Annotated in this window: 16 protein-coding genes and 1 pseudogene; 13 read left to right on the top strand and 4 right to left on the bottom strand. The window is 67.5% G+C overall.

Annotated features, from left to right (window positions below):
• The first annotated feature begins 43 nt into the window (after window positions 1-43).
• From ACIPFH_RS04350 to ACIPFH_RS04310, 9 genes and pseudogenes are all read left to right on the top strand, one after another.
• Window positions 44-1477, top strand: coding sequence for an amino acid permease (locus ACIPFH_RS04350; protein WP_401822925.1), 1434 nt, complete (start codon window positions 44-46; stop codon window positions 1475-1477).
• Between the two features lie 153 nt (window positions 1478-1630).
• Window positions 1631-2578: a hypothetical protein gene (locus ACIPFH_RS04345; RefSeq protein WP_401822924.1), complete on the top strand. Its 948-nt coding sequence runs from the start codon at window positions 1631-1633 to the stop codon at window positions 2576-2578.
• Between the two features lie 465 nt (window positions 2579-3043).
• Window positions 3044-3394: a type II toxin-antitoxin system Phd/YefM family antitoxin gene (locus tag ACIPFH_RS04340; protein WP_401822923.1), complete on the top strand. Its 351-nt coding sequence runs from the start codon at window positions 3044-3046 to the stop codon at window positions 3392-3394.
• Between the two features lie 14 nt (window positions 3395-3408).
• Window positions 3409-3729: pseudogene (locus ACIPFH_RS04335) on the top strand (Fic/DOC family protein); the annotation flags it as partial.
• Between the two features lie 52 nt (window positions 3730-3781).
• Entirely contained in the window at window positions 3782-3964 is a 183-nt protein-coding gene (locus ACIPFH_RS04330) for a hypothetical protein (protein ID WP_401823788.1), read from the top strand.
• 352 nt (window positions 3965-4316) lie between these two features.
• A complete protein-coding gene (locus ACIPFH_RS04325) occupies window positions 4317-7997 on the top strand; it encodes a DEAD/DEAH box helicase family protein (RefSeq protein ID WP_401822920.1) in 3681 nt (1226 codons plus the stop codon).
• Window positions 7994-9421, top strand: coding sequence for a restriction endonuclease subunit S (locus ACIPFH_RS04320; protein WP_401822918.1), 1428 nt, complete (start codon window positions 7994-7996; stop codon window positions 9419-9421). Before ACIPFH_RS04325 ends, ACIPFH_RS04320 begins: the two co-directional genes overlap by 4 nt.
• Complete coding sequence (locus ACIPFH_RS04315) at window positions 9418-11031, top strand: N-6 DNA methylase (protein ID WP_401822916.1); 1614 nt, start codon at window positions 9418-9420, stop codon at window positions 11029-11031. The genes ACIPFH_RS04320 and ACIPFH_RS04315 overlap by 4 nt, the downstream gene beginning before the upstream one ends.
• A gap of 170 nt (window positions 11032-11201) precedes the next feature.
• Window positions 11202-12728, top strand: a complete 1527-nt coding sequence (locus ACIPFH_RS04310) for a class I SAM-dependent DNA methyltransferase (RefSeq protein WP_401822915.1) — start codon at window positions 11202-11204, stop codon at window positions 12726-12728.
• A 64-nt stretch (window positions 12729-12792) separates the two neighbouring features.
• On the opposite strand, the gene ACIPFH_RS04305 is transcribed toward ACIPFH_RS04310, so the two are convergent.
• Together ACIPFH_RS04305 and ACIPFH_RS04300 are read right to left on the bottom strand one after the other, a co-directional pair.
• The gene (locus ACIPFH_RS04305; protein WP_401822914.1) at window positions 12793-13386 is read right to left on the bottom strand and encodes a Uma2 family endonuclease; all 594 of its coding nucleotides are present in this window, start codon (window positions 13384-13386) and stop codon (window positions 12793-12795) included.
• A 156-nt stretch (window positions 13387-13542) separates the two neighbouring features.
• Window positions 13543-14208: an ATP-binding protein gene (locus tag ACIPFH_RS04300; protein ID WP_401822911.1), complete on the bottom strand. Its 666-nt coding sequence runs from the start codon at window positions 14206-14208 to the stop codon at window positions 13543-13545.
• A gap of 189 nt (window positions 14209-14397) precedes the next feature.
• On the opposite strand from ACIPFH_RS04300, the gene ACIPFH_RS04295 reads away from it, so the two are divergent.
• Together ACIPFH_RS04295 and ACIPFH_RS04290 are read left to right on the top strand one after the other, a co-directional pair.
• Window positions 14398-15282, top strand: coding sequence for a helix-turn-helix domain-containing protein (locus ACIPFH_RS04295; RefSeq protein ID WP_401822908.1), 885 nt, complete (start codon window positions 14398-14400; stop codon window positions 15280-15282).
• The gene (locus ACIPFH_RS04290; RefSeq protein WP_401822906.1) at window positions 15279-15482 is read left to right on the top strand and encodes a DUF397 domain-containing protein; all 204 of its coding nucleotides are present in this window, start codon (window positions 15279-15281) and stop codon (window positions 15480-15482) included. The genes ACIPFH_RS04295 and ACIPFH_RS04290 overlap by 4 nt, the downstream gene beginning before the upstream one ends.
• A gap of 97 nt (window positions 15483-15579) precedes the next feature.
• Here the strand turns inward: ACIPFH_RS04290 and ACIPFH_RS04285 are convergent, their stop codons facing one another.
• Complete coding sequence (locus ACIPFH_RS04285) at window positions 15580-17718, bottom strand: tetratricopeptide repeat protein (RefSeq protein ID WP_401822903.1); 2139 nt, start codon at window positions 17716-17718, stop codon at window positions 15580-15582.
• An 8-nt stretch (window positions 17719-17726) separates the two neighbouring features.
• On the bottom strand, window positions 17727-18137 hold the full coding sequence (locus ACIPFH_RS04280; protein ID WP_401822901.1) for a hypothetical protein: 411 nt from the start codon (window positions 18135-18137) through the stop codon (window positions 17727-17729).
• Window positions 18138-18377: 240 nt separating this feature from the next.
• Between ACIPFH_RS04280 and ACIPFH_RS04275 the strand changes: the two genes are divergently transcribed.
• Together ACIPFH_RS04275 and ACIPFH_RS04270 are read left to right on the top strand one after the other, a co-directional pair.
• A complete protein-coding gene (locus ACIPFH_RS04275) occupies window positions 18378-18647 on the top strand; it encodes a hypothetical protein (RefSeq protein WP_401823758.1) in 270 nt (89 codons plus the stop codon).
• Window positions 18640-19251, top strand: coding sequence for a DUF6879 family protein (locus ACIPFH_RS04270; RefSeq protein ID WP_401822898.1), 612 nt, complete (start codon window positions 18640-18642; stop codon window positions 19249-19251). The genes ACIPFH_RS04275 and ACIPFH_RS04270 overlap by 8 nt, the downstream gene beginning before the upstream one ends.
• Window positions 19252-19375 lie beyond the last annotated feature (124 nt).

Genomic DNA, 19375 nt, shown 5'->3' with positions numbered 1-19375 from the left:
CCCTGGTCCGTACTCCCTGTCCGCACTCCCCCTGGATGTCGAGATGACCACAACCCTCCCCGAAAGCCCGCCCACGGAAGAGTCCGGCGGCCTGCAGGCCGGACTGAAGAGCCGTCATCTGTCGATGATCGCGATCGGCGGTGTCATCGGCGCCGGCCTGTTCGTCGGCTCCGGCTCCGGCATCGCCGCCGCCGGCCCCGGCATCCTCGTCTCGTACGCGCTCGTCGGCGTCCTCGTCGTCCTCGTGATGCGCATGCTCGGCGAGATGGCCGCGGCCAACCCCACCTCCGGTTCGTTCTCGGCCTACGCGGACCGCGCGCTCGGCCGCTGGGCCGGCTTCACCATCGGCTGGCTGTACTGGTTCTTCTGGGTCGTGGTGCTCGCCGTCGAGGCGACCGCCGGGGCCAAGATCCTGGCCGGCTGGATCCCCGCGGTGCCCCAGTGGGGCTGGGCCCTGATCGTCATGATCGTCCTCACCGCCACCAACCTGGTCTCGGTCAGCTCCTACGGCGAGTTCGAGTTCTGGTTCGCCGGCATCAAGGTCGTCGCCATCGCCGCGTTCATCGTGCTCGGCGGCCTCGCGCTCTTCGGGCTGCTGCCCGGCTCCGACCACCCGGCGAGCGGCTTCTCCAACCTCACCGCTCACGGCGGCTTCCTGCCGAACGGACCAGGCGCGATCCTCACCGGCGTCCTGATGGTCGTCTTCTCCTTCATGGGCAGCGAGATCGTCACCCTGGCGGCGGGCGAGACCGCCGACCCGCGGGCCGCCGTCACGAAGGCCACCAACAGCGTGATCTGGCGGATCGCGGTGTTCTACCTGGGCTCGATCCTGGTCGTGGTGTCGCTGCTGCGCTGGGACGACCCGGCGATCCTGAAGGACGGCTCGTACGTCGCCGCCCTGAGCTCCATCGGCATCCCGCACGCCGCGCAGATCATGAACGCCATCGTGCTGACCTCGGTGCTGTCCTGCCTCAACTCCGGCCTGTACACCGCCTCGCGCATGGCCTTCTCGCTCGGCCGGCGCAGCGACGCCCCGGCCGCCTTCGGCCGGACGACGGGCAGCGGCGTACCGCGCGCGGCCATCCTGGCCTCGGTCGTCTTCGGCTTCGTCGCGGTCGCCTTCAACTACCTCTGGCCCGACACGGTCTTCCAGTTCCTGCTCAACGCCTCCGGCGCGATCGCCCTGTTCGTCTGGCTGGTGATCTGCTTCTCCCAGCTGCGTATGCGCAAGATCATCCAGCGGGAGTCGCCGGAGAAGCTGGTCGTCCGGATGTGGCTCTACCCCTACCTGACCTGGGCGACCATCGCCCTCATCACCTTCGTCCTGGGCTACATGCTGACCGACACGGCCGACGGCGGAGGCCGCGACCAGGTGATCCTGTCCACCCTGGTCGCCGCCGCCGTGGTGGCCTTCGCGGTGCTCCGCCAGCGGCTGTCCGGCAGGAACAGGGCGCAGGACACGGTTCCCCTGCCCTGACGATTTCGGGCGGGACGGCCCGGACCGACGACGGTCCGGGCCGTCCCGCGTGAAAACTGCGGTAAGCCCGCCAGGAAATCCGCTGTCAACCACACGGCGTGCACGGGCAACTCTTGCGCAGACGGAGCTCTGCCCCCTTCCCCCGGAACTGCCATGCTGCGACGCCGAACCCCCGTACTCACAGGCCCTGAGCTCGACGACCGCCAACTACGCCGAACCCTCACCGAGCTGCGCCCCTCGCAGCAGCTGCACGGCCTCGGGGCCGGGGCGACCCGCCCGCTGTGGATGCCGGCGGCCGAACTGCTGCACGCGACGGGCCGCGACTGGGACCGACGGGTGCACCGGATCTCCGTACTGGCACGCACCCTGCCACCGGTCGTCACGGACCGATGGATGAAGGACCGTCCCCGGGACCCCGATGCCCTGCTCCTCAGGGCCTGCACACGGGTCGCCCAGGTGCAGGGGAGGACCGGCTGGTCGAACGACGCGTGGGACGCGTGGGGCGACTGCGGACGAGCGGCGGAGGCCGTCCCGGAGGATCCCACCCCCTGGCTGGCCATGCTGTGGCTGATGTACGCCTGCGGATCCCCGGCGCACGCGGCCGTCCCGGTGTGGACCGAGGCGGTCACCCGCGACCCGTGGAACCGGGCCGCCCATCACCAGATGCTGCGCCACCTGTCCCCACGCGGCCACGGAACGCTCATGCAGATGCTCGACTTCGCGGAGCGGTGCACGAGCCAGGCGCCCCACGGATCACCCGTGGCCCTGCTGTCCCTCGCAGCCCGGGTCGAACTCGTCGCCCACCGGACGGCCAACGACTCCACCGGCTCCTTCGCGGCCGACGGCCACTGGTACGAACCACAGGCGGCTGTCGATGCGGACACGGCGCTGACCAGGTGGTTCCACGCGGATACCCCGCCGCACGCCGAGGCCCTCGTCGACCTCAACCTGCTCGCGTTCGCCCTGACCCGCATGAAACGCACCAAGGACGCGACCTCGGTGTTCCACCGCATCGGCCGCCACATGACCCCCCACCCCTGGGACCTCGTCCCCGATGCCGCCAGGACCTTCCGGTACTGGCAGGAACGGGCGCGGGACTGAATCGGCGCAGGTCAGAGGCGTGCCCTGGGGCAGCAAGGCTACGGATGGGGGGCAGACGAGTCGGGCTGTACGCCGGGGAGAATCACTGCAACGCTATGACCTGCACAAACGTGCAGGGAGGGCGTTTCCGTGGCTACCTTGATGGCTACGTAAGGAGGCGCCCGCGCCGGAGCGGTCCAGACGGGGGCTTCGTCGTTCTCGGAGAGGCCGGTTCTGGTGGTCACCGAGGCGGACGACATCACCTCCGGCATGGGGATCACCGAACTCAACCGGCGCGATGTGCCGGTGATCGGCGAGAACCTCGCGGTCTCGGCTCGGTTCGCACCTGCCCGCCCCCCTGTGGCGCCACCGGCCCGTTGTCCAGCTCCGCTTCCAGGACGGCGAACCCGCCCGGGACGGGACACTCACCGGAATCCGTACTAGAATCTGTACAGAATCAAGCCTCTATATGGGTACGGTGACAGCATGGAGATCCCTGAGGTCGTGACCGTCAGCGACGCGCGCGCGGGACTGTCGCGGATCCTGGCTGACCTGTCTGAGTCCGGCGCGGATGCCGACCCGGTCCTGATCGGCGCCCACCGCAAGCCCCAGGGCGTCCTCCTGTCCGTCGAGGCCTTCGAGGCGCTGAGCGGCCGAGCGGCACGACGTGCAGCCGTCGCCTCGGCCACCGGCTCCATCGAGGCCGAGGGGCTCCAGGCCTCCAATGCCTCAGACCGCGACACCGAGGCATACGTGAAGGGCGACCTCGACGTGGACACCCTTGTCGCCCGCGCGATCGCCCGCCACCGACAGACTTCGGAGCGGCGGGCAGGGTGAACGATCCGTACGCCATGCCCAACGGCGTGCTGCGCAACAAGCTCGGTATCACCGACCATCAGCTGCTCGCGGCAGCGGAGGCGGACATCACCCGGGCGCGCCTCGTCATGCTCGCCGAACGCCCCCTACCCGGCGCGTACGACCTCGGCCATCTCCAAGCGTTCCATGCCGCGATCTTCGGTGACATCTATCCGTGGGCAGGCGAGTTACGCACCGTGAACATCGCCAAGCGCACACCGTTCTGTCCGGCGAGAAACCTGCTGCCCTACGCCGGAGAGGTATTCGGCCGTCTCGCCTCATCCGGCCGGCTGCAGAGTCTCCCTCGGCAGGAATTCGTCATCCAACTGGCCACGTTGTACGGCGACCTGAACGTCCTCCACCCGTTCCGTGAGGGCAAACGGCCGCGCCCAGCGGGCGTTCCTGGCCCAGCTGAGCGCCGACGCGGGCTACACCCTGAACTGGTCGGGCATAGACCCTCAACGCAACGAGGACGCCTCGGTGAAGAGCTTCTACGGCGACAACAGCCTGTTGGAGTGGGTACTCGACGAGCTCATCACCACCACGGGGTGACGCCTCCGTCTCCCGACCGGCAGGCGCGGCGCCTGGCGCGTGCCAGGCCGAAATGGAGTGCGCCGGTTCCCTGACCACGCCGGGTCCCGGTCTCCAGCCGGTAGACAATCTTCCCGGCAAACTCGGCGAAGCCGAGCTACCAGTAGACGGAGCGGCATCTGGAACCAGCCTGGCCACGGCAGAGGCGAGGCCTTGCTGCGACAAGGTCCGGGCTCTCCGGTCAGTCACCCGCGACGGCGAAACTCCTGGCGCCCGAACACCCCCCGGCGCTAGGCTCAATGATCCCTTCAGTGCACGTACAGCCCGTGTACCCCACGTCGTACAGCAGCCCAGGAAGAGCGGTACCCCTCTGATGAGCGCAGGTGGCGCGGCACAGACGCCGGACCCCAGACTCGCCGAACTCGCCCGCACATCACGCAACTTCGGTTTCCTGTACGACCATCTTCCGCTGCTTGTCGCCTACGGCTCGGGCGCCGAGGCCAACGTCTTCACCGACCCGAACACGTCACTCATCAAGTCCCGGCAGTTCGGTGAGGCCCTCGCTTCCGATCTGGTGCGCCGGGGTCGCGTCCAGTTCACTGGGAGCAAGCAGATCGAGCGCCTGGCCGCACTCGACCGGGAGGGCTATCTGCACGGCAACGTGGGGCCGGCCTTCCACGAGGTCCGCGTGCTCGGCAACAAGGCCAACCACGACGACTACGACGACCCGGACGAAGCCTTCCGGGCCCTGCGGACCTGTCACCGGCTCGGCGTCTGGTACCACCGTCTGATCACCGGCTCCCGGGAACAGCGGACCTTCGTTCCGCCGGACCCGGCCCGGACCCCTGCCGCCCAGAACTTGGCCCTGCGCGCGCAGGTGGAAGAGACTCGGCGGGCGCTGCAGGGGGCCCGTCTCACTTACGAGGGCAAGGCATCCCAGGCACAGGCGGAGCAGGCCGCTCGCCTCGCGGCGGAACAGGAGCTCGCCGACGCCGCGGCCGAGCGCGAGGAACTGGCCCGCCAGGTGGCCGCCATGCAGGACCAGCTCGCGACGCTGCAACAGGCCCAGTCCGCCGCCGATGCCCGGCTGCTGCGCTACCAGGTCACGAGCCCCGCCGCCGCGTCCGAGGCCGTGGCCGAGCGCGCCCGTCTCCTGGAGAACGCCGAGCAGGCGGCCCGCGAGCCCCTCACCGAGGCTCAGGTGCGTACCCGCCTCGACCAAATGCTCGCCGAGGCGGGCTGGAGCGTCCAGGACGCAGGCGGCAGCCTCAACCTGTACGTTCAGGGCGACCGGCGCGGCAGCGGTGTCGCCGTCCGCGAGACGACCACCGCCACGGGCCGCGCCGACTACGCCCTGTATGTAGAGCGCAAGCTCGTGGGCGTGATCGAGGCCAAACGCGAGGGCGCCGACCTGACGGCCGCCGAGGCGCAGGCCGACCGGTACGCCGACCACCCCACCGAGGCACAGCAGCGCCTGATCGCCTGGCGTACCCCGCTGCCGTTCCGCTATGTGTCGGACGGCGGCGAGACCCGGTTCCGCAACACCTTGGACCCCGACTCGCGCAGTAGGCGGATCTTCTCCTTCCACCAGCCCCGCACCTTGTCCCGCTGGATCCGCCAGGCCGAGCAGGACCCACAGGCACCCTCCTACCGTGCCCGGCTGCGCCTGCGCATGCCCGAGCTGGACGAGCAGCCCCTTCGCCCCGCCCAGATCACGGCGGTGCAGGGCGTGGAGAACTCGGTGGCACTGGGCAAGGGCCAGCAGGGCACGGGCCAGTCCCGCTCCCTCGTCCAGATGGCGACCGGCGCCGGCAAGACGTACACGGCGGTGACGTTCTCGTACCGGATGCTCAAGTACGCCCAGGCCGAGCGCGTCCTGTTCCTGGTGGACCGCAACAACCTGGGCGCCCAGGCGCAGAACGAGTTCGAGAACTTCACAACGCCTGACACCAACCGCACCTTCGCCGACCTGTTCAACGTGCAGCGCCTGGGTTCCGAGGGCATGAACCCCTCCGCGAAGGTCGTCGTCTCCACGGTGCAGCGCCTGTACATGGAACTGACGGGCGCGACCGTCCCCGCCACGCAGGGCGCGGACGGCGAGGAGGAGTACTCGTACGACACACCGGGCGACATCTCCGTCGGCTACAACCCCGGCATCCCGCCCGAGTCCTTCGACCTGATCGTGGTCGACGAGTGCCACCGCTCCATCTACGGCAAGTGGCGTTCCGTGCTGGAGTACTTCGACGCACCCGTCGTGGGCCTCACCGCGACACCCGTCGCCCAGACCTTCGGCTACTTCAACGGCAACCTGGTCAGCGAGTACACCTACCCGGAGGCGGTCGCCGACGGCGTCAACGTCGACTTCCAGGTGTACGAGATCGTGACACGTATAACGGGCGAGGGCGGAGTCATCGCGCGGGGCGTCATCCCGGTCCGCGACCGCCGCACCCGACGCCAGCGCTACGAGGACTTCGACGAGGAAGTCTCCTACGGCGCAACGGAAGTCGGCGTCGGCGTGATCAGCAAGGACCAGCTGCGCACGGTCGTCCACACCTTCCGCAACCGACTGTTCACCGAGATCTTCCCCGAGCGCGCCAAGCGCGACAAAGAGACCGGCGAACTGCTGTGGGACGAGATGTACGTCCCCAAGACCCTCGTCTTCGCCAAGAACGACAACCACGCCGAGGAGATCGTCGAGGTCATCCGCGACGTCTTTGGCAAGGGCAACGACTTCTGCGCGAAGATCACGCACGCGGCGAAGAAACCGGCGGAACGGCTTTCCGACTTCCGCAACCTGCCGCAACTGCGTATCGCGGTCACGGTGGACATGATCGCGACCGGCACCGACGTCAAGCCCCTCGAATGCCTCCTCTTCCTGCGGGACGTCAAGAGCTGGGCCTACTTCGAGCAGATGAAGGGCCGCGGCGCCCGCACCCTGTCGCTTACCGAGTTCGAGCGGGTCACCCCCGGCGTCGGCCCCAAGACCCACTTCGTGATCGTCGACGCGGTGGGGGTGACCCGGAAGCCGAAGGTGGACGCCGGTCCGCTGGAGCAGCACACGGAGAAGGACCTCAACCTTGAGAGGCTCCTCCGCCTCACTGCCCGTGGCGTCGCGGAGGACACCCACATCTCCACCCTCGCCTCACGTCTGGCCAAGCTCGACATCCAGATGACCGACGACGAGCGCGCCGAGATCGAGGGCCTCACCGGCGGCGTCCCGCTGAAGCACATCGTGCACAAGATGGTCGACGCCGTCTCGATCGACGAGCAGGGCAAGACCCGCGAGGCCGCCGAACGCCTCGGCCTCGACCCTGACCGAGCGCTCAAGGACGTGACCGAACGGGCCCTACGCCCGTTGGCCTCCAACCCCGAGTTGCGCACCCGGCTGCTGGAGATGCGCCGCGCGAAGGACATCCTGTACGACGAGACGAGCCGCGACGCCCTCGTGTCGGCCGGCGCCGTCCCGGAGGACGAGTCGACGGCACGCGAGACCGTCCGCGACTGGCAGGCGTACGTCAAGGAGCACCGGGACGAGATCGCGGCGCTCGCTCTTGCCTTCTCGGCCGATTCGCCGGTACCGCCCCGCGATGCCCTGCGACGCCTCAAGGACCTGGCACGGGCCGTGGCCCGCCCACCGCGCGCCTGGACAGCGGAGAAGCTGTGGCGGTCATACGAGCAGGTGGGCGAGGCTGTGGCAACGAACCGTTCCGCCGCCCGTACGGCGGCCGACCTGCTGGCCCTGATGCGGTACGAACTGGCAGGCGGCGCGGAGGAGGGCGTCACACCGCCCCGCCCGCACGCAGAGGCGGTACAGGAGCGGTACGCGGCCTGGCTGACCAGCCAGGAACAGGCAGGCGTGACCTTCACCGACACCGAACGCTGGTGGCTCGACCACATCGCCGGTGCCACGATCGAGCGTGTACGCTTCGACACCGCCGACCTCGATTACGCCCCGTTCACTAAGATGAACGGCACGGACGGATTTCTCGCCGAATTCGGCGAGGCGAGGGCGGAAGAGATCCTCGACGAACTGGACAGGGAGCTGGGCGCGTGACTCTGGGGCTGGGGGGGGATTCCGGGGGCGTTCGGGATGGGCTTCCGGGCGGGGCTGGCGGGGAGCTGCCCCGGGGGTGGGCCCGGGCGACGCTGCAAGAACTGTGCGAGGTTAACCCCCGCACCTTCGATAACGAGCCCGAAGACGACGAGGACATCTCCCAGGTTCCTATGGCTTTCGTCGAGGCCGAATCTGGGCGTATCGATGCGTCCACCCGTGTGCGATACGGCGACTTGAAGAACAAGTCCCTTACGCGCTTCCAGGAGAACGACGTTCTCTTCGCAAAGATCACACCTTGTATGGAGAATGGCAAGATCGCGGTAGCCCGAGGGCTGCTGGGCGGTCGCGCCCTTGGTAGCACCGAGTTCCACGTGTTTCGCAGCTACGGGGCCATACTCTCTGAATACTTGATGCACTATTTGCTGCAGCGCGACGTGCGCATCAATGCAGAACAGAACATGTCTGGCGCAGTCGGCCAGCGACGCGTGCCGCGGCCCTATCTGGAATCTCTTGAGATTCCTGTGCCGCCGCTCACGGAACAGCGGCGCATCGTTGCCGAGATTGAGCAGCAGATCAGCCATATCGAGGCTGGTGAAGAGACACTGAAGGTCGGGCTCCAGAAGATTGACGAGTTCCGCAAGTCAGTCATCTGTTCAGCAATTCCGAACCCCCTCCCCGATGACTGGTATGAAGTAACCGTCGAGGAAGCGGGGAAGATCGATCTAGGCCGCCAGCGACACCCATCTTGGCATTCTGGACCAGAGATGCGACCTTACCTGCGCGTTGCCAATGTCTTCGAAGATCACATCGACATCTCCGATGTCAAAGAGATGGATTTCTCCGGCACGGGAGACAGATACAACCTGAAGGACGGCGACGTACTCCTCAACGAAGGACAGAGCCCGCACCTCCTGGGGCGCCCTGCGATCTACCGTGGCGTCCCCGAGGGCGCAGCTTTCCAGAACACTCTTCTACGATTCCGGCCGAATCCTCGGATAACTTCCGAGTGGGCGCTACTCGTTTTTCGTCGACACATGCACACGGGACGATTCGCGAAAGAATCACGCATTACGACCAATATTGCACATCTCTCAGCCGCCCGCTTGAAGACTGTCGAGTTTCCGTTTCCTCCCGTCGACAAGCAAGAGGTGATCGTCAAGGAAGTCCGCCGACAGTTGGAAGAGGCCGACCGGATGGAAGCCGAGCTGCGAAGTGTGACTGCAGGGTCAGCTGACCTCCGCGCCGCCCTTCTGCACGCCGCCTTCACCGGCGCCCTCGTGTCCCAGGACCCCGCCGACGAGCCCGCCTCGGTCCTGCTCGACCGGATCCGTGCCGAACGCGCGACCGCCAAGAAGGCGCCCCGCAAGCGGGCCCCCCGCAAGCCACGCTTCGCCCCGCCCGGTCAGGAAGAGCTGCCCCAATGAGCACCACCCCCGCCCTCATGAACAGTGCCACCACCCCAGGCCCCCGCCGCTCCGCCGGGGAGACGACCTCGACGCTCGTCAACCGGCTCTGGTCGTACTGCGAGCTGCTGCGCCACTCCGGCGTCTCGACCCTCGACTACGTCGAGCAGCTGACGTATCTCCTCTTCCTGAAGATGGCCGACGAGCGCGCCAACCGGCCGGCGAAGTTCCGCAAGAACCTGCCGGAGGAGCCGCTCGTCCCGCCCGGCCTGGACTGGCAGAGCCTCACCAGCCGGTCGGCCGAGGATCTCCTGGACCACTACGAGCACGTCCTGCGCCAGCTGGGCCGCAACGGCGGCACGATGCTCGGCGAGGTGTTCACGAAGGCACAGAACAAGATCCACGAGCCCGCCGTCCTGGAACGCCTCATCAAGGACCTGATCGACCCCTACACCTGGACCCGCGAGAACCAGGACCTCAAGGGCGACGCCTACGAAGGCCTGCTTCAGCGCGGCGCCGAGGACCGCAAGACGGGTGCGGGCCAGTACTTCACACCCCGCCCGCTCATCGACGCCATGGTCGACTGCCTGCAGCCACGCCCCGGCGAGTCGATCACCGACCCCGCCTGCGGCACGGGCGGCTTCCTCATCGCCGCACACGCCCACATCGTCGAGCGCTACGAGGAACAGCTGTACGGCGACGAGGCGCGCAAGCTCCAGACGGGCGCGATCACCGGCTACGAACTGGTCCGGGAGACAGCCCGTCTGGCCCTGATGAACATGCTGTTGCACGGCATCGGCACGTCCGAGGCCCGTCCGCTGATCACCATCCAGGACTCCCTGGCGAAGTCGCCGCACAAGTTCTACGACATCGTGCTCGCCAACCCGCCCTTCGGTGTGGGCTCGGTCACCGGTGAGGCGTACACCTCCCGCAAGGACTTCTGGACGCAGACCACGAACAAGCAGCTCAACTTCGTCCAACACATCTACACCCTGCTGAAGACGAACGGCCGGGCTGCCCTGGTGCTGCCCGACAACGTGCTGTTCGAGGGCGGCGCGGGCGCCGAGATCCGCCGCCGCCTGCTGGACCTCACCGATGTCCACACCCTGCTGCGCCTGCCCACTGGCATCTTCTACGCCAACGGCGTCAAGGCGAACGTCCTGTTCTTCGACAAGCGCCCGCCCCGCCCCGGCGGCAAGCCCGCGACCAAGCAGCTCTGGGTCTACGACTTCCGCACTGACCAGCGCTTCACGCTCAAGCAGCGCGCCCTGCGCCGCGAACACCTCGACGAGTTCGTCGCCGCGTTCCACTCCGGCGGCAGTGACCACTCCGCCCGAAAGCCAAGTGAGTGCTTCCGTGCATACGAGTACGATGAACTGATCGCACGCGACAAGGTCAACCTCGACTTGACGGTGCTTCAGTCTGCCTCCGCCTCCTCCGCCTTGCTCGCGCCTCCGGACGTGATCGCGCAGGAGATCGTGGAGGACCTGGAAACAGCACTGGCCGAATTCACCGCCGTAGCACAGGCGTTGAAGAAGACCGCGGGCACCAGGGCGGCCGACGGCTCGACTGGCAGGACCGATACTTCCGAGGACGACAACACGCACGACGGCACAACCCAGGAGCGGTAGCCCGGTCTCCCCCCTCCCTCCCCGCCAGGCCCCGCATGGGCTCCGGAGGTCCCGAGGGCCCGCCGGACCCCGCTCCGGGAACGGGACGGCGGGTCGTCCCTGTGTCCGTACACACAGTACGGACACAGGCGGCCTGCCAGGGACTGAACAGGGACTGGGTGACAGACAGCATGTCCAATGGGCTCGGCCGACGCAACGGCGCGGCGGCGGCAAGCATACGACCTGAGAAGTTCTGGAACGGCGACGCGATAGCGGACCGTTTCTGGAAGTTCTGGGGCGAGGAAACGAGCACCCGCGCCATCACCCGCCTCCAGTTCGTGGAGCACGTCGGCTACCTGCTGTTCCTCAAACTGGACCACGAGCGCGCCCAGCGCTCGACACGGTTCGCGCACCGACCCGTCGCGCCGGTCGACGCCTGGCGGGACCTGGTCCTGCTCAGCGGTGACGCCCTGCACACCGGACTGACCAAGCTCATGGACGCTCTCGGCGACCAGGACCTCGCCGGACGTCCCGACCGCCAGACCGCGAGCGTCGTCTTCCGTGACGCCCAGCCCTGGGACCTCGACCGCATGGCCGAGCTCAACAAGCTGATCGTCGAGCAGATCGACCCCTACCAGTGGCTGGCGGTTCGCCAGGCCGAGTTGGGCCGCGCCTTCTCACGGATGCTGCGCGACTGCCGCGACGACATCGACCTCAAGATCGAGACCGGTCAGACCCTCACGCCCCTGCCTATCCTGAACGCCATCACCAAGGTGCTCGACGTCGGCCCCGAAGACATCGTGATCGATCCGGCGTGCGGTACGGGCACGACGCTCATCGCCGCCTACAACGCGATGCTCTCCGCGAACCGTCAACTGGCCCCGTCCGCCCTCGCGGGCGCCGACCTCGACGCACAGATGTGCCGGCTGGCCATGCTGAACATCCTGCTGCACACCGGCCGCCCGTTCGCCGACCCCGCTCCCGTCCAGCTCGCGGACACGCTCAAGCGCAAGAGCCCGGTGGTCCGCGCCGTGTCCGGTGTCGTGCCCACCGTGGCGATCTGCAACCCGCCGTTCAAGAGCAACGGCGTCCAGCCCGACGCCACCATGCGCGACGACTTCTGGGCATATGGGGACTTCCCTACGAACTTCCTCCAGCACCTGGCGATCACGCTGCCCCAGGGCGCGCGGGCAGCCGTGTTCGTCCCGGACGGAGTCCTCTTCGGCGGCGGCGCGGCGGCCACCGTACGTCAGAACCTGCTGAGGAACTGCGACGTGCACACGCTGCTGCGGCTGCCCACCGGGCTGTTCCACCGCAAGGGCGTGAAGTCGAACATCCTCTTCTTCACAAAGTCCTCGCCCAAGCCGAGCGGTGAGCCCGCCACCCAGGACCTGTGGGTGTACGACGCCCGAACGGGCAACCACCACACCGACACCGGCAACCCGGTCGACGAGGCCGACTTCGACGACTTCGTCGCCTCCTGCCTCCCTGAAGGAGGCTTCACCGCACGGGCGGAGTCGACGTCGAAACGTTTCCGTCGTTACCCGGTGGCGGAACTGCTGGCCCGCCCCAAGACGAGTCTGGACCTCAAGGCCCATCTGGCCCCGGAACTGGGCGACTTCGGCTCCCCCAAGGAGATCGCCTTCGAAGTGGCGGACCGGCTCGACGAGGCGGCGGCCCACTTCCGCCAGGTCGCGGAGGCGCTGCCGGGGCAGTGAACCGGCAAAGGGCTGATCACTCCGGCGTGCCCTCCGCGCCTTCCGCACGGAGGGCACGCTGCGGTCAGCGGCCCGGTCGCGTGCCGTACAGGCCGAGGCCGGCCGTGGACAGATCGCCACCGATTTCAGCGGGCAACGGCACCTCTTCTCCGTATTTGCCATGGACGACGCTCCTGTACTCGCCTTCCCTGGGCCGGCCGAACAGCGACCATGTGCCCGTCCGCGGGTCGACCTGCAGAAGACGAGTCACGCCTGCGGCGCCGTACCAAGCGGTCTTCTCGTTGATGCCCTTGAGCCGCTCGGTCGGAGAGATGACCTCCACGGCCAGTTCGACCGCGTCAGCGTCCAGGAGCCAGCCGTCGTCATCCTTGAACGCACGTGGGCCGATGGTCAGATCCGGGGTCGCGTAGTCGTCCGGGTCATCAGGCATCGGGACGGACACGTTCTCGAACGCCTCGTACGGAGACGAAAGCCCAGGGCGAATGGCATCGCGCAGGTCGATGATGATTCCGGCGTGCCTGCCGCTCGGGCCTGGGGACAGCACGAGTGTTCCTCCGATGATCTCAACACTCATGCCTGTGGCCTGCTCAATGCTCTCCGCGGCTTCGCGCAGGTGCCCACGACGGACGGGAATGGGGTGATGAGCCGGGGTGCTCACGGTGCCACCTCTCTCCTCGCCTGGCTGGAGCTCCCGCAGGGAGCGTCTCAACACTCGCGCGACATGGTTTTCACTGTACGGAAGGGAATGAGGACAGCGTTTCCAGAGATCGACGGACGGCTCACAGAAGTACCGGGCCGCCGCCGATCCTGCGCCTCACCGCTCAGGGTGGCCGCACCCGGTGATCACAGCATCCCCACCGTCCCGTACAACCAGTGGCTCCGCCACGGGCACCCGTAGCTCCGGGCCGTCGTCCAGTCCGAGCACGACGGCGAGACCGCCAGCCGCGTAGGGCTCAGTGCGCACCGCGCGGACGCCGTGCCACTCCCCCCACACCCTCACGTGCTGCCCAGGCCGCACGACGGCGGCCGCGACCTCCCTCCCGACGGGCTCGCCCACGATGTCCGGTGCCTTCAGCTCGGCCCACACCGTCTTCCCGATCCCGCCCGCGCGCTGCTCGACGCCCCAGCGGTGAGCCAACGCCTCCACCAGCAGCAGCCCACGCCCGCCGGTCTCCTCGTCACTGGGCGCCCGCACTTCGGGCCTGCCCGGGCCCGCGTCGCTGACCTCCAACCGCAGCAGCCCGTCCGCCGGCGATCGTGCGATCCTGACACCCACCTGCCGGTCGCTCGGTACGCGCACGCGCAGCGCATTGGTCACCAGCTCGGAGAGCACCAACTCCGCTGCCTCCAGGGCGTCTTGACTCACGCCCCATTCACCGAGCACGGCCTGCAGCATGGCGCGCGCCCGAGGGACGCTGGCGCGACTCCGAGGGAGTCGGCAAGTGATCTCGTGGGTGGATGTGCTGGCCTGCTTGGTCATAGCGGCCCCCAAGGGTTCGGCGACATTGGCGAAGTCCCCGCATTGCAGTCCTGGTTGGAGCTGTGTGCCTCATCAGACTGACCAACCGAAGACGCAACTCGCAACGTTGACAGAGTCTTCCGAGTCTTTTTTCATCCTTCCGAGTGGGAGTACGGAGTAAGAGGACCCGTCTCTGCTAAAAGGGAGCTCATGAACATGCGCGGTACGACCGACCGGCCTTCCACCGTTCTAGGGCGCCAGCTTGGCGACGAGTTGCGCAGGCACCGAGAAGCCGCAGGCATGTCCACCACCGAGGCCGCCGGCGCGCTCGACTGCACCAAGGGCAAGATCAGCCGAATGGAGAACGGCCGCGTCCTGGTGCGCACACCAGACGTAGTGGCACTACTTCGCGCATACGGAATTGACGACCTCGAAACACACGAACGCCTCACCGTTCTCACCCGAGCGGCCAACCGCCGACGCCGCCAAGGCTGGTGGCACCAATACGGCTCCGTGCTCGGTGAGGCCTATCGCGACCAGATCGAGATGGAGTCCATCTGCGACAGCATTCGGACGTACCAAGTCCAGCTGATTCCCGGGCTCTTGCAGACCGCAGAGTACGGACGCGCGGTGACGGTCGCCTCAAGAGCCTGGCAGACACCCGAGGAGATCGACCAATTCGTTCGAGTACGGCTTGCCCGACAGGAACGGCTCACGGGCGAGGACCCCTTGGAGCTGTGGGCAGTGCTCGCCGAGGGTGTTCTGCATCAGCGGGTCGGAGGGCCAGGTGTGATGCGCGACCAGCTCGACCACCTGGCACGCATGGCCGAGCAGCCCAATATCACCGTTCAGGTACTGCCGTTCTCTCGCGGAGCGCACTCAGGTATGTTCGGCCCGTACCTGCTGCTGAGCTTTCCGCAAATGGCATCGCTCGACCTGGTTCTGACGGAGACGCCGACCGGCAACATGTGGATGGAGCAGGAGCCTGAAGTCGCTCGCTACCGCGCGCTCTTCGACGACGCACGGACGGGGTCACTGCCACCAGCGGAATCGCTCACGCTGATCCAACGTGCCGCCAAGGAGTATCAGTCATGAGCCATGAGCCCGGTATATCGCCGAGCACGCCGGAAGCCGTGTGGCGGACCAGCAGCTACAGCGGTGGTCAGGGCGACTGCGTCGAGGTCGCCGACAACCTCTCCACCCACATCCCCGTCCGCGACAGCAAGCGCCCCACCGGCCCCGCCCTCGCCTTCTCCCTCAACGCATGGACCGCCTTTGTCGATCACCTGCGCTGAGCAGAGCCTCATGCGGTGAAGGTGAAGGTTGGGGCCCACCCGTGGGTCGCGCCCACCCCCACCCATGCCGCGCCCACCGCGCGCGGACGCACGCCCATCACGCCTCCGCCGCGGGTGGGCTCCACTGCCCCGAAGCGAAAGCGCTCAACAGCTCCCGGCCGGCCACCGTGAACGGGTGGTCGGAACCCAGGCTATGTTCCCGTCTGGCCACGACATCTGTCATCAGCTCTGTCGCCGCGTCCACATGACCGAGCGCGGCCTGGGTGCGGGAGAGAAGCTGCTGGGCCGAGAGCGCGATCGAGTAGTCGGGGCCGAAGCGTCGCCGGTAGGCCTCGGTGACCAGCCGTATCTCCTGGTCGGCCTCCTCGAAGCGGCCCAACGAGTAGAGCGCCCAAGCGCGGTTGTGGTGGGCTCCCAAGGCCACCGTGTGGTCCGGGCCGAGAAGCCGGTCGCATTCCGAGGGCAGGTGAAGAAGCGCGCCGTCTTCTTCAGTGACGACCTCGGAGGCGGACAGCAGGACCAGCAGGCTTGAGCGCGAGCGCAAGGTCAAAGGGTGCGCGGGGCCCAGCGCCATGCGCCGGCCGGCGACCGTGGACCGGAGGAGCGAGAGGGCCTCGTCCCTTCTGCCGAGATTTCCCAGCACGAGCTGAAGGCCATGGCCGGTGTCCAGGGTGTCGGGATCGTTGGCCTCGAACAGACGGTCCTGAGCGGTGCGGACGCGCTCGAGCAGCGACTCGGCCTCGGCGTACCTACCCAGCCGGAACAGCGCGCGGCCTGCCCTGGAGCGGGCGGCCAGTACGGACCGGTGCTCCGCGCCGAGTTGCCGCTCTCCGAAGTTCGCTGCGGCTCGGGCGGTCTCCCAGGCGGAGACGTAGTCTCCGGTGCGGTGCAGAGCGACGGCCAACCGGGTCACCACGGCCAGAGCATCCGCCGACGTCGCCAGGTCGTCGATGCGTCGCAGCAAGGCGAGCGCATGAGGAACGAGCAGCCGGAGCAGCGGATCGTGCGGACCCGCGTCGGGGAGACCGGGAACGGCCGCGTCAAGCAGTCGGACGGCCGTCGTGTCGAGAACCGGAACCGTCTCCGCCGGAGTCGCCGCCGCGACGCTGTCGAGCAGCACCCCGTGGCTCTGCGCGCACCGCGCGCCGACATCGACCAGTTCCGTCAACGACTGGTCGAGCAGCGCTCTCAGCGCGGTTTCGCAGCTCGCGCGAGGAAGAACAGCGTCGATCTCGGGTCGGTTGAGCAGAGACAGCGGCAACGGTTCGGGAGCGAAGCGAGCCAGCAGCCTCAGCAGCGCGGTCGCTTCGGGCAGCCCTCGTGCCTCGAACGCGTCAAGTGTCAGTTGCCACGTCAGCCCCACCATGTGCCGTGGGTCCTCTTGGGACAAGACATCGGCTCCTTGGTCGATGAGCGCGACTCGTTGCCCTTCGTCGAGATGGCGCCCGTAGGTCTCCATCGTCCAGGGATCGAGCACTTGTTGGGAGAGGAAGCCGCCTGCCAGTGTGAGGGCGAGCGGCAACCGGCCGAGTCGTTCCGCGATCTGCGCCGCCTCCTCCTGCGTGCCGCTGTGCGGGGCGAGGTCGCGCAGTACCCACGCGGCGTCCTCACGCGGTAGTACCCCGATGTGCTGCAGCTCTGCCCCGGGCCACCAGCGGGCGGCCGACCGGCGTGTGGTCACCAGGACCGTGCCGCGGGGACTGGTGCGCAGCCAGCTGCCGTCACGGAGGATCTCGGGCTGGTCGGCGTTGTCGAGTACCAGCAGCCAGGGCTCGGCAGAGCGGTCGAGATAGTGCCAGACGAGATCGGCGGCGGCACGGAGTCCGTTGCGGGCAGCCAGCAGTTCGCCGTCGCCCGCACCTCGGTCGGCTGCGACCGCGAGCATGCCGGCGCGCAGGCTCGCGCGGTCGGATGCGCTGACCCACAAGCCAACCCTGCCGCACTCGTTGATGGCCAGCTGGAAGAACGTGTAGGCGACCGCGGTCTTGCCGCAGCCACCCATGCCGTACAGCACATAGGCTTCACCGCCACGCCCCGCACGCACGCCTGCTCGCAGACGTTCCAGCACTTCGGCGCGATCCCGCAGCACGACCGGAGGCCGACCGACTGCCGGACGGCGAACCGAGTCGGGGCCAGCTGGCGTGGCCGCTTCATCGCCGTAGTGGTGGTGTTCGCTGATGTGCTGGTCGCCCGACGCCTGGTAGACACGGCCACGATCCTCGGCATGGCCGTCCATCGCACCTGTCATCGCTGCGCGTTGTGCTGGTCTCGTCCCGCCTGATAGATCCGGGCCCGGCCGGACGCGCTGGCGTGCTGGGTGACCGCAGCGCCGGTCGAGCCCCTCGGCTCGAGTTCGTCGAGGAGCGCGCGCAGTTCCACTGCAGCGCCGGGCTGGACGGCGAGGAGCCGCCGGAGCCGTCCCTGCCACTCCAGGTGCAGCTCGCCGAGAGTCTCCTGGTCGTCGGCCTCGCCGGCCGCCAGGGCGTCCTCGCGGGTGGCTTCCAGCTCCGCGACGACAGCCTCCGCGCGGTGCGGCTGCGTTCGACGCCACAGTTGCGTGATCCCTTCCCGGATGCGATGCCAGGCGTCAGTTGTCATCAAGGTGACCAGCGTGACTCCCGCGCTCTGCGCGAGTAAGGCTGTCTCCGGGTCCACAGTTCCCCCTGAGTAAAAATTCCAAATCTTACGACTATATGTCAATTATTCGAATCTTCAGCATCTGCCTTACTTTGATACCTTGCCGTTTCGTGACCACTTATCGTCGCACTCTCGGGCCGGATGGAACAGCATGGGGCCGCCCGCGCCATCATCAGCGAGTCCGGTTTGGGCATGGTCAAGCCGATTCGTCGAGTGCTAAGTTAATGAAACTTTGGCCCAATCGAGGGGACGATGGCCATGAGTAGACCTTGGGAAGCCGATCCGACCACAACATTCAAGCGGCGCCTGGGAAAGTCACCCCAGGAACTGGGAAACACAACCGACAACCCCGACTGCCCCGACATCTGGGAGCTCGAGAACGGAGACATCGCCGTCATCGGCCGAGACCTCACGGAGTCACTCGGCGGGAAACTGCCGACGGGCGTCTCAGTAGGGTCCGACGAGCGACTCGTTGTCATCCCAAGGAACATGTTGGTTGCGGCGAAACCGGATATCCCCAGTGTTTGATTCCTTCCCAAGCGGCACTTCCGAACGCATGGATCGCTCCACATATCACGCGGATTTCCGTCGAATTCACGGCAGTGGCGTTCGCTGCCTGAACAAGCTCGAACGGGGGCAGAACTTCAAGGAACGAGGGTTTGCCAGCTGGGAGGCCTTCGCCGCCGGAGATTGGGAAAGAGCACTGTCTCTCGTCGAGGAGAAGCGGGATGTCTACACACGCCAGTTTCGCGAGGCGGCACGGCTGAACATCCTGGAACGCCGCCTTCGCGTGGTGGAGTTCCCTGTCACCCCATACGTCCAATGGGAGATGTTCGTTCTACGCTTGCGCGTGGAGCTGGGCGACAACATCAAGGTGCTCGATGCCCGCAAGATCGCGGACATCGAGATGGACCGCCCTGTTCCGGAGGTGGTGATCCTCGGAGACGTCGTCATGTACGAGGTGTGCTACGACGATGACGGAAACGCAGCGGGAGCCAACCGCTTCGCCGACCGAGCACTGATCTGGGAAACGTTGGCCGGATTCGATGCGCTGTACGAGCGCGGGGAAGACTTCCACAGCTTCTTCGACAGGGAGATCGCTCCTCTCGCCCCACCCACAGCCGCCTACTGAGCTGAGCGCCGGGCTCCCCATGTTCGGGGGCGCCGCTCCGGCGGTCTCGGACGTCGGCACAGAGCGCGGCCACCAGACCGTCGGGGGTGGCAGGCGGCCGACGCGGTGCCCTGGCCGCAGCTCA

This window comes from Streptomyces sp. NPDC088157 (assembly GCF_044741545.1).
GTDB lineage: Bacteria > Actinomycetota > Actinomycetes > Streptomycetales > Streptomycetaceae > Streptomyces.
Note: the sequence above shows the minus strand (reverse complement) of the source record. Positions and strands in the feature narration are given on the sequence as shown.

What these genes read in the sequence shown, in the direction of transcription:
- ACIPFH_RS04350 (WP_401822925.1), top strand. Translation starts at nt 44, where the DNA reads ATGACCACAACCCTCCCCGAAAGCCCGCCCACGGAAGAGTCCGGCGGC.
- ACIPFH_RS04345 (WP_401822924.1), top strand. Translation starts at nt 1,631, where the DNA reads ATGCTGCGACGCCGAACCCCCGTACTCACAGGCCCTGAGCTCGACGAC.
- ACIPFH_RS04340 (WP_401822923.1), top strand. Translation starts at nt 3,044, where the DNA reads ATGGAGATCCCTGAGGTCGTGACCGTCAGCGACGCGCGCGCGGGACTG.
- ACIPFH_RS04325 (WP_401822920.1), top strand. Translation starts at nt 4,317, where the DNA reads ATGAGCGCAGGTGGCGCGGCACAGACGCCGGACCCCAGACTCGCCGAA.
- ACIPFH_RS04315 (WP_401822916.1), top strand. Translation starts at nt 9,418, where the DNA reads ATGAGCACCACCCCCGCCCTCATGAACAGTGCCACCACCCCAGGCCCC.
- ACIPFH_RS04310 (WP_401822915.1), top strand. Translation starts at nt 11,202, where the DNA reads ATGTCCAATGGGCTCGGCCGACGCAACGGCGCGGCGGCGGCAAGCATA.
- ACIPFH_RS04300 (WP_401822911.1), bottom strand. Translation starts at nt 14,208, where the DNA reads ATGACCAAGCAGGCCAGCACATCCACCCACGAGATCACTTGCCGACTC.
- ACIPFH_RS04295 (WP_401822908.1), top strand. Translation starts at nt 14,398, where the DNA reads ATGAACATGCGCGGTACGACCGACCGGCCTTCCACCGTTCTAGGGCGC.
- ACIPFH_RS04290 (WP_401822906.1), top strand. Translation starts at nt 15,279, where the DNA reads ATGAGCCATGAGCCCGGTATATCGCCGAGCACGCCGGAAGCCGTGTGG.
- ACIPFH_RS04285 (WP_401822903.1), bottom strand. Translation starts at nt 17,718, where the DNA reads ATGGACGGCCATGCCGAGGATCGTGGCCGTGTCTACCAGGCGTCGGGC.
- ACIPFH_RS04275 (WP_401823758.1), top strand. Translation starts at nt 18,378, where the DNA reads ATGAGTAGACCTTGGGAAGCCGATCCGACCACAACATTCAAGCGGCGC.